This window comes from Mesorhizobium sp. M7A.F.Ca.MR.362.00.0.0 (genome assembly GCF_004023175.1).
In the GTDB taxonomy this organism is placed as follows: Bacteria; Pseudomonadota; Alphaproteobacteria; order Rhizobiales; family Rhizobiaceae; genus Mesorhizobium.
In genome coordinates this window covers 22,331-31,520 of record NZ_RZTF01000034.1, presented here as the reverse complement: position 1 = coordinate 31,520, position 9,190 = coordinate 22,331, and the positions used below count along the sequence as shown (strand labels likewise).

Sequence of the window (9,190 nt, the reverse complement as noted above, 5' to 3'; positions counted from 1 at the left end):
GCGTATAACGATTGGCGAAGAAGGAGCCGTGGCCGCAATCGTGCTGGATCATGAAGATGCGCACCAGAAACCCGGCCGCGGGGAGGATGAGGACCAGTCCCCACCAATGGCCATAGGCATAAGCCGCCGAAGACAGCCCCCAGAGTATGGCGAATGGAATGAGGGTGATGGCGAGCTCGACGGCGCTGCGCCGCCTGTCAGGCTTCTTGTAGCGGGCGAGAATCTTCAACCAGGCGCGCTTGCTGTTGGCGACCGCCTCAGGGGAAATCATGTTCATCAGGAAGCATAGGCGGGGTGCCTCGCCGCCGCAAGGCAACATCACGCAAAATTACTGTGCGTAATTGTCGCGTGGCTTGGCGATCGAGCCTGCCAACCCGCCAAATCGACCTGCTGATGGCTCTGAGCGTCGGTTTTCCGCTGGTCGATCGCTATTCGCGATCGAGGATAGGGCAGCCGCGCTCGGTGCCAAAAGTCACGCGCACGCGGTCGCCGCCCTGTCTGCCGCGGACTGTGATCTCCCGGCGGCCGACGGACTCTATCCTTGCGCGGCGGATGCCCATTCGGTCTGCCTTGTCGAGAGCCCGGTCTTCCGTGCAGCCTCGTTGACGGCGGTCGCGCCGATCGTCGCGACGGGGGCCTTCGCAATCGTCGTAGGCGGGGTCGCAATCTTCCATGAGCTTCAGCCGCGGGCCATGTTTGCCCAATTGCAGCTGAAGATTGTCTGCTTGTGCCGGAAAGGCCGCCAAGGTGATGGCGCCGAGGCCGACAAACGCTATCAGCGATGAGGTGATCGAAACCTTGCGCATTTACGTCCTCCATTGAACCACAACACATCTATCCTTAGATGGTTCGGCTCTCCCCGGCTATTGCCGATAGGAGGTTTGCTGCCAAGATCGATTGTTGCGTTACCGCCGGCGCCAGCCGATGTCACCGCGCTCCGCCCCATCGAGGCGGTCGAGCAGTTCTCTGAACCGATCGGGGATGTCGGCCTCGGTGCGGAAGGCCGGCAAGGTGCGCAGAAAGCGGGTCACCGCCTCGGCGCCGAACTGGCGCCTGATCTCGATGGCCAGCCCCTCTGCCTTTTCGCCCATGTTGCGGGTCATCATCTCAAAATCCTGTGTCGGCTTCGAAACTCCTGCAGCAAGAGAATGGTTCCCCCATCATGCCTGTATGGCAAGCAAAGCCCGCGGTTAAGGTAAAATTTGAATTAAAGTCGAAATGTCTTGCCTGTCATTGCCCGGCCTTGGCCGGCGGCTTCCATAGTCGCTTACCCCTTGATTTTTGGCCGCCAAACATCGATATCGGGCACAAAATCCACATCATTCGAGATTGACGGGAAACGGCGATGAGCGACCAGGCAAAAGACGAACGCGCGCCCGACGAAGTCGAGGCGACCGAGCCCGCAGCCGAGCGCACGGAAGGCAGCACCGACGGCGACTATGAAGCCCTTGTGCGGCTGCTGAAGGAAAATGAAGAGCTGAAGGACCGCGCGCTGCGCGTGGCGGCGGAGATGGAAAACCTGCGTCGCCGCACCGCGCGCGATGTGCACGATGCGCGCACCTACGCGGTCGCGAATTTCGCCCGCGACATGTTGTCGGTGTCGGACAATCTGCGCCGCGCGCTGGATGCGATTCCCGCCGAGGCCAAGGCATCGGGTGACGCCGGCTTCAAGGCGCTGATCGAAGGCGTCGACCTCACCGAGCGCGCCATGCTGTCGGCGCTGGAACGGCATGGGGTCAAGAAGCTCGCGCCTGAAGGCGAGAAGTTCGATCCCAATTTCCACCAGGCGATGTTCGAAGTGCCCAATCCGGATGTCCCGGCCAACACCGTGGTCCAGGTCGTGCAGCCGGGGTATTCGATCGGCGACCGCGTGCTGCGCCCGGCCATGGTCGGCGTCGCCAAGGGTGGTCCGAAGTTCGCCGCCGCTGAAGCACCGGTTGAGCCGGGGCCGGTGAACGAGCAGGCTGAGAAGGATGCGTAGTTAGGGCAGTAAGGGAGTAAGGGAGTAAGGGAGTAAGGGAGTAAGGAAGCGTACCAACGGTGCGACTTTGTGATAAACATACTCTCCTATTCTCCTCTTCCCTTACTCCCCTGGTCTGCATGAATGCCATCGCGCTTCTCGACTATGCCGGTGTCGCCGTCTTCGCGGCGACCGGGGCGCTGGCGGCTTCGCGTAAGCAACTCGACATTATCGGCTTCCTGTTCCTGGCCAGCGTCACCGGGATAGGCGGTGGCACACTTCGCGACGTCATCCTCAACCTGCCGGTTTTCTGGGTCGCCAACTCCGGCTATGTGCTGGTCTGCGCCGCGGTTGCGGTGCTGGTCTTCTTCAGCGCGCATCGTGTCGAATCGCGCTGGAAGTGGCTGCTCTGGCTCGACGCCATCGGGCTCGCCGCCTTTTCGGTGATGGGCGCGGCCAAGGGGCTTGCGATTACCGGCTCGCCGGTCGTGTCCGTCATCACCGGCGTGCTCACCGCCACTTTCGGCGGCATTTTGCGCGATCTCCTTGCCGGCGAGCCATCGGTGCTGCTCAGGCCCGAAATCTACGTCACGGCGGCCCTTGCGGGTGCCGGCCTCTACACGCTTGGCGATCTTGCCGGACTGCCGCCGCTCGCCTCGAACCTCGCCGGCTTTGCGGCGGCGTTCCTCGTGCGCGGTGGTGCGCTCAAATTCGGCTGGTCGTTTCCGTCCTACAAGAGCCGACCCGGCAGGCGGCCGGAAGATATTTTGTGAAAGGAAGCGAATAGCGAATAGAGAGTAGCGAATAGGGGTTGAGCGAGATAGCTCCCGCTATTCGCTATTCGCCAGCGTCACGCAGCGAAGCGCTGGGCTTCGCCGCCATAATAGTTGACGTAGCGTGCGCCGATCTCCTTGACCGGCATCACGACGAACACATCGACCGTCGAGAATTCGCGATCGATGACGCAACCATCGCCGATGCGGGCACCGACGCGCAGATAGCCCTTGACCAAAGGCGGCATCGCGGCGATCGCCGCCTTGGCATTGACGGCCTCGATCGGCATCAGATCCATCGAGCAATAGCGCCCGGACACCGCGCGCACGTCCCAGGCCGAATTCGTCCGGCAGTGGTGGGCGAGATAGGTGAGCGCTTCGGCATGCGCCGCCGGCACGGTGCCGTGAAAGGACGCGCAGCCGGTCATCACACCGATTTCGTAATGATTGATGTAAGCCCAGATGCCTTGCCACAACGCCTCGATGGTGCGCTTCGAGCGGTATTCCGGCAAAACGCAGGAGCGGCCGAGTTCAAGGAAACGCTGGCCGGGGTGGCGGGCGATGAGCTTGGTCAGCTCGAATTCACCTTCGGAATAGAAGCCACCGGCCGTGGCCGCGATTTCTTGCCGCAGCAGCCGATATGTGCCGACGATGCGGCGATGTTCGGGACCGGAAAGCGTGGTGTCCAAAACCAGCAGATGGTCGCAGAGCGGATCGAACCGGTCGGCGTCCCGGCGGTCATGGGCCTGGAACAGGTCCTTCCTGGCGCCAAGTTCGTCGTAGAACACCCGGTAGCGCACTTCCTGCGCGGCCGCGATCTCGGCCTCGTTGCGAGCGAGCCGCACTTCAAGATTGCCTATACGGCCCAGCGCCGCGCCCTTTATGACGGAATCGACGTTACGTCCGGCAAGCAAGGCGCTGCTGGCGTTCGGCCGAGTGTCACATTCCGGCATAACTGTATGCACGAGTGATTCTCCTTCGAGCCATCCCTCTTGGCACGGGGATACGGTGTAGGTGCAACAGGATTGTGACAGTACCGTGATACGACGTCATGGGCAATACTTCGTCGGCTGGCGAATACGATCAACCGGCTACGTTTAAGTGATCGCCCGTGCCGAATGGCGGTGGAAAGCTCAGGCGGCGACGACCTGCCCCTCGACGGCATTGACCAGCGCTTCGGGGTCGAGCGGTTTGGTGACAAAGCCGCTGGCACCATGGGCCAACACCGCATGACGGGTCTTTTCCTGGCTGTCGGCCGACAGCACCATGATCGGCACCGGCCGCACGGCACTTTCTTCCTCATGGCGGCGGATGGCGGCAATCGCGTCCAGCCCGTCCATGACCGGCATGTGCAGATCCATCAAGACCACGTCGAAGCGGTCCTTGTGCGCGGCGCCGGTGACAGCCTCGACGGCGGCCTTGCCGTTGCCGACCACCTTGACGCGATGCCCGGCCTTCAGCAGCGTGGCGCGGGCCAGCATGGCGTTGATGTCATTGTCCTCGGCGATCAGCACCGACAGGCCGCGCTGGCGGTTGCCGACGGCCCGCAGCGACGGTGCGCCGCGCTTTTCCGGCAGCGGCGGGCCGAGGCTCGGAGCATGGCTGCTCAACAGAACACGCAGAAGTGTTCCGCCACGCACCGGCCTGGCCAGGAAGGTTGCGTAGCCGCTGGCACGGAACTCGCCAAGCATGCCGCGATCGGTCGGCGCGATCAGCGTGATCGCCTCACAGTCGGAGAAACCGCTTTGGCGCAGGCGCTTGAGCAGCCTTCCGTCGCCTTCTTCCATCGCTGCATCGACCAGGATTGCATCGCAGCCGGCGGCGAAAGGCGCGGCCTGTGCGGCAGTAGTGGCGATGTCGACCGCGCCGCCATTGGCGCGGATGGTGCGGGCGATGGCGTCGGCCTCGACGGCGTTCTTCGACAGGATCACCGCGCGTCTGCCCGAGAGAGCATTCTGGTGGCCCTGCGGCGCTTCGGTGGCCGCTGTCGCAGGGATTTCGAAGACGAATTCGGATCCCTGGCCGAGCCGGCTGGATACCGAGATCGTGCCGCCCATGGCGGCCACCAGGCGCCTGGAGATGGCAAGGCCGAGGCCGGCCCCGCCATGGGTGCGTGTCGACGTGCCGTCGGCCTGCTCGAATTCCTCGAAAATGCGTTCCAGGTCGGCGTCACGCAGGCCCGGACCGGTATCGGCGATGGTGAAGCATATGCGGTCGCTGGTTTCGGTGCGTGCGCGTGCTATGCTCACCAGCACGCCGCCGCTGTCGGTGAACTTGATGGCGTTGCCGATGAGGTTGAGAAGCACCTGCCTGACCTTGCCCGGATCGGCGGTGATCAATTGCGGCACGTCGGGTTCGACATGGCAACCCAGTCCGATATCCTTGGCGAAGGCGCGCGCTGCCAGCAATTCGATGATGTTGTCGGCGATCTCGCGCACCGACATCGGCTGCGGCTCGGGGTCGAAACGCCCGGCTTCGATCTTGGAATAGTCGAGAAGATCCTCGATCAAGGCAAGCAATGCGCTGGCCGAGGTCGAGACGGCGCCGACATAGGTCTGCTGCTCCGGCGACAGGCTGGTGTCGGCGAGCAACCTGGCCATGCCCATAATGCCGTTCATCGGGGTGCGGATTTCATGGCTGACGGTGGCAAGGAAGCGCGATTTGGCCTGGCTTGCATATTCGGCCCGTTCGCGTGCGGTGATCAGCGACGATTCGGCGCGTTTGCGGGCGGTGATGTCGCGGGCGATGGCGCGGTGCGAAACCGCGCCGCTGTCCTTGTCGCGCACCGACAGTTCGATCCACGAGAACCAGCGCTGCCCGCTCGGCGTGCTGATGGAGACATCGGTGGAACTCAGGCACTCATGGTCGGAAAAGGCGGCATCGGGAACCATGCCGACCTCGATGCCCAGTTCCGCCAGGGTCTTGCCGGCGAGGTCGCGCTGGTCGATCTCGACGAGATCGGCGAAGACCTTGTTGGCATAGACGATGTAGCCGTCGCGGTCGCGATGGATGACGAGATCGCCAAGCGCGTCGATCAGGCCGCGAAAGCGCTCGTCGCTCTCCTGCATCTCCCACATGCGGTCGGCCAGCGTCTCGATCTCGGCGCGGCTGCGGGCAGTGGTTTCGTCAAGAAGGGCGGAGGTGCGATGTTCGCTCCGCCTGGCGCGCAAATGCAGGGCAAGGCCGGCAAGGCCGGTTGCCAGCAATGCGACGCTGATGAAGATCGGTGCCCCGGTCAGATGCGCCAGCCCGGCCACCAACACGATGGCGACGAATGTCAGAAAGGGCAGGCTTTCGCGCCTGGAGAATTCCGGCTCGGGCACCAGCGGCGGCGCGGCGACAAAGCGCCGCGTCGACGCCGGCGGGAGCACCGCATCGACGTCGTCGCCAGTGTCCGCCTGTTGGCTGCCGGATTCCGCGATCATGCGAAATCCTTGCCAGACAGAGATTATGGAAAATTGCGGCGGATCGTTCGAATTTTAGCGGATGAGCGCTTTTTGCCGAGGCGCGGCGGGTTTGCCACCAGATCTGGCGATTCCATCCCTTCCGGCAGTTGGGCGGAGTCACATATCCACGACGACGCGGCCGCGGATCTTGCCGTCGACGATGTCGCGCGCGGCATCGACGATGCCATCGAACCCGATGGTGCTGGACAGGCTGGCGAGCTTCTGCAGATCGAGGTCGGTGCCGATGCGGCGCCATGCCTCGAGGCGGACTGCTTTAGGCGCCATCACTGAATCGATGCCGAGCAATGAGACGCCGCGCAGGATGAAGGGCGCGACGCTGGCCGGCAGGTCCATGCCGCCGGCCAGGCCGCAGGCGGCGACCGCGCCGCCATAGGAGGTCATCGAGAGCACATTGGCCAGCGTGTGGCTACCGACGGCGTCGATGCCGCCGGCCCAGCGCTCCTTGGCCAGCGGCTTGGCCGGCTGGGCAAGCTCGTCGCGCGATATCACTTCGGCGGCGCCAAGGTCGATCAGATAGGGGCTTTCGGCATTGCGGCCGGTGGAAGCAATGACATGGTAGCCGAGGCTGGACAGGATCGAGACCGCTACCGAGCCGACGCCGCCGGCCGCCCCCGTCACCACCACCGGGCCGCGATCGGGCAGGATGCCGTGCCGTTCCAGGGCCATGACGCAGAGCATGGCGGTATAGCCTGCGGTGCCGACGGCCATCGCGTCATGCGTGCTGATGCCTTGCGGCAGCGGCACCAGCCAGTCGCCCTTGACGCGGGCACGGCCTGCATAGGCACCGAAATGGGTTTCGCCGACGCCCCAGCCGTTCAGAATGACCTTGTCTCCGGTGCGCCAGTCGGGATGCGAGGACGAGACGACGGTGCCGGCGAAATCGATGCCCGGCACCAGCGGCCAGCGGCGGATCACCGGCGCCTTGCCCGTGATCGCCAGGCCATCCTTGTAGTTCACCGTCGTTGCCTCGATCGCGACGGTGACATCGCCTTCCATCAGGTCGGCCTCGGTGAGATCGGTTACGTTGACCGACTGCTTTTTCTCGGCGTCACGCGAAACGAGGATGGCTTTGAAGGTTTCGGACATGTCTTTCTCCGCGATCTTGTTTGGCGACATGAACTGTGCGGCGATGGCCGCACGGGGTCAATCCTTGGAAGGTCTGGCTTTGGGTTCGCGTCCCCAGCCGAACAGCTCGTCGAAGACGACCAGTGCCGCGCCCACCGAAATGAAGGCGTCGGCAAGGTTGAAGACGGCGAAGGACCACACCGGCGTGTGAAACAGAATATAGTCGATGACGTGGCCGTAGACGGCGCGGTCGATCAGATTGCCCAGAGCGCCACCGACGATCAGCGCAAAGCCGGTGCGGGCAAGGATCTGGGACGGCGCGATCCGCGTCGCCAGGAACAGCACGAAAGCAACGACGACAAGCGAGATGACGATCAACCCGGTGTCGCCGAAGGACGAGAACATCGAGAAGGCGATGCCGGTATTGTAGGTGCGGAACAGCGCCAGGAAGGGCAGCAGATCAACCTTCTCCTGAAAAGGCAGATCGGCCTCGACCAGGTATTTTATCCACTGGTCGAGCGCGATGGCCGCGACGACGAGCAGTGCGTAGGGAGACCATGATCTCACGGGCGGGCAACCTTCATTGCTGGTCCAGGATTGGCTCGAGCTTGAGCGCGCCGCGCCGGATCTCGAACAGCATGATGCCGGTGGCAACGGCCAGATTGAGCGAATCGGCACGGCCGGCTTGCGGAATCCTGAGCAGCCTGTCGCAACTCGCAGCCAGGCTTTCGGGCAGTCCCTGCTGCTCGTTGCCCATCATCAGCAGCACGGGCCCGCGTGAAAAATCGACCGAGCGGTAGTCGACGGCGCCTTTCAGGTGGGTGCCGGCGACTAGCCCTGAGAAGCCGCCTCGCCAGGCAAGGAAAGCCTCGGTTGTCGCCTTGGCCACCGGCACGGCAAAGATCGAACCCATGGTGGCGCGCACCGTTTCCACGGAGAACGGATCAGTGGTATCGCCGACCAGGATGACGCCTTTGGCGCCGACTGCATCGACGGTGCGGATGACGGTGCCGAGATTGCCGGGATCGCGTACCCGGTCGAGAGCCACCCAGACGTCGCCATTGTCGGCGCGCACATCCTTCAAGGCGAGGAATTTTTGGGAAAAGACGCCCACCACCATTTGCGGATTGTCGCGACGGGTGATGGCGACCAGCACCTTTTCCGACACTTCGAGCACCATGCCGCCGGCGGCAACCGTGCGTGCGGCCACCTTCTCCACCGCCGCGTTGCCGCGCCCGGCCTTGGCGAAAACCAATGTCCTGATCTGCCAGCCGAGATCGAGCGCATCGATGACCAGCTTCAGCCCCTCGGCCATGAATGCGTTTTGCTGGTCGCGGAATTTCTTCTGAGCGAGCGCCTTGATGTCCTTGACCAGCGGATTGGCGAGGCTGGTGACCTCCTTCACCTGGCCAGGTGCGCCTGCATGCCGCTCGTTCATTCAGCCACCCAACGCGAAAACAATGAAGTCGAGAGCGCCCGGCCGGCGGACTTTTCACGGATGATCAGCTCACCCGATTCAATCTTGCCGCCCATGCCGGCAAAGGTATCGCGCATCAGGGCGTGGATGGCGAAGAAGGAGGCGCGGATCGAATAGGCGGTCAGCACCACGGCAAGCGGCTTCGGCGTCAGGATCGCCCGGCAGAGATCGGTCAAATCGGGCAGGTCCTCGAACAATTGCCAGACCTCGCCCTTAGGGCCACGGCCATAGGCCGGCGGGTCGAACAGGATGATGTCGTAGCGGCTGCCGCGGCGCTCCTCGCGCTCGGCGAATTTGACCGCGTCGTCGACGATCCAGCGGATCGGCTTGCTGCCGAGGCCGGCCATCTCCTGGTTTTCACGGGCCCAGCCGATCGCTTTCTTCGAGGCATCGACATGGGTGACCTCGGCGCCGGCGCGAGCCGCCACCAATGAGGCGAGACCGGTAT

9 protein-coding genes and 2 pseudogenes (1 of these 11 only partly in view) are annotated in these 9,190 nt (G+C 63.6%); 2 read left to right on the top strand and 9 right to left on the bottom strand.

All coding sequences use genetic code 11. The annotated features are described in order from the left end of the window. From EOC06_RS07620 to EOC06_RS07610, 3 genes and pseudogenes are all read right to left on the bottom strand, one after another. Positions 1-277 (bottom strand): annotated as a pseudogene (locus tag EOC06_RS07620) (fatty acid desaturase); the annotation flags it as partial. Positions 278-428: 151 nt separating this feature from the next. After that, entirely contained in the window at positions 429-806 is a 378-nt protein-coding gene (locus EOC06_RS07615; protein ID WP_127269664.1) for a hypothetical protein, read from the bottom strand. Between the two features lie 99 nt (positions 807-905). After that, positions 906-1,106: a hypothetical protein gene (locus EOC06_RS07610; RefSeq protein WP_127269662.1), complete on the bottom strand. Its 201-nt coding sequence runs from the start codon at positions 1,104-1,106 to the stop codon at positions 906-908. A gap of 239 nt (positions 1,107-1,345) precedes the next feature. On the opposite strand from EOC06_RS07610, the gene grpE reads away from it, so the two are divergent. Continuing rightward, on the top strand, positions 1,346-1,981 hold the full coding sequence (grpE, locus tag EOC06_RS07605; RefSeq protein ID WP_027161324.1) for a nucleotide exchange factor GrpE: 636 nt from the start codon (positions 1,346-1,348) through the stop codon (positions 1,979-1,981). A gap of 119 nt (positions 1,982-2,100) precedes the next feature. Continuing rightward, entirely contained in the window at positions 2,101-2,733 is a 633-nt protein-coding gene (locus EOC06_RS07600; protein WP_127319279.1) for a trimeric intracellular cation channel family protein, read from the top strand. 77 nt (positions 2,734-2,810) lie between these two features. On the opposite strand, the gene EOC06_RS07595 is transcribed toward EOC06_RS07600, so the two are convergent. The 6 genes and pseudogenes from EOC06_RS07595 to EOC06_RS07570 all read right to left on the bottom strand — a co-directional run. Continuing rightward, a complete protein-coding gene (locus EOC06_RS07595) occupies positions 2,811-3,686 on the bottom strand; it encodes a GNAT family N-acetyltransferase (protein WP_023812526.1) in 876 nt (291 codons plus the stop codon). 180 nt (positions 3,687-3,866) lie between these two features. Further along, positions 3,867-6,158, bottom strand: a complete 2,292-nt coding sequence (locus EOC06_RS07590) for a PAS domain-containing hybrid sensor histidine kinase/response regulator (RefSeq protein ID WP_128307459.1) — start codon at positions 6,156-6,158, stop codon at positions 3,867-3,869. A gap of 138 nt (positions 6,159-6,296) precedes the next feature. After that, positions 6,297-7,286, bottom strand: a complete 990-nt coding sequence (locus EOC06_RS07585) for an MDR family oxidoreductase (protein ID WP_128307458.1) — start codon at positions 7,284-7,286, stop codon at positions 6,297-6,299. Between the two features lie 57 nt (positions 7,287-7,343). Next, positions 7,344-7,832 (bottom strand): signal peptidase II, encoded by a 489-nt coding sequence (gene lspA / locus EOC06_RS07580; RefSeq protein WP_127269341.1) that lies wholly within the window; start codon positions 7,830-7,832, stop codon positions 7,344-7,346. A gap of 13 nt (positions 7,833-7,845) precedes the next feature. Next, positions 7,846-8,703, bottom strand: coding sequence for an RNA methyltransferase (locus EOC06_RS07575; RefSeq protein ID WP_013529576.1), 858 nt, complete (start codon positions 8,701-8,703; stop codon positions 7,846-7,848). Further along, positions 8,700-9,190: pseudogene (locus tag EOC06_RS07570) on the bottom strand (class I SAM-dependent rRNA methyltransferase); it runs 619 nt beyond the window's last position. Before EOC06_RS07570 ends, EOC06_RS07575 begins: the two are co-directional and overlap by 4 nt.

Excerpts from the sequence above, each read along its gene's own strand:
- EOC06_RS07615 (WP_127269664.1), bottom strand. The coding sequence starts at position 806 with ATGCGCAAGGTTTCGATCACCTCATCGCTGATAGCGTTTGTCGGCCTC.
- EOC06_RS07610 (WP_127269662.1), bottom strand. The coding sequence starts at position 1,106 with ATGATGACCCGCAACATGGGCGAAAAGGCAGAGGGGCTGGCCATCGAG.
- grpE (WP_027161324.1), top strand. The coding sequence starts at position 1,346 with ATGAGCGACCAGGCAAAAGACGAACGCGCGCCCGACGAAGTCGAGGCG.
- EOC06_RS07600 (WP_127319279.1), top strand. The coding sequence starts at position 2,101 with ATGAATGCCATCGCGCTTCTCGACTATGCCGGTGTCGCCGTCTTCGCG.
- EOC06_RS07595 (WP_023812526.1), bottom strand. The coding sequence starts at position 3,686 with ATGCCGGAATGTGACACTCGGCCGAACGCCAGCAGCGCCTTGCTTGCC.
- EOC06_RS07590 (WP_128307459.1), bottom strand. The coding sequence starts at position 6,158 with ATGATCGCGGAATCCGGCAGCCAACAGGCGGACACTGGCGACGACGTC.
- EOC06_RS07585 (WP_128307458.1), bottom strand. The coding sequence starts at position 7,286 with ATGTCCGAAACCTTCAAAGCCATCCTCGTTTCGCGTGACGCCGAGAAA.
- EOC06_RS07575 (WP_013529576.1), bottom strand. The coding sequence starts at position 8,703 with ATGAACGAGCGGCATGCAGGCGCACCTGGCCAGGTGAAGGAGGTCACC.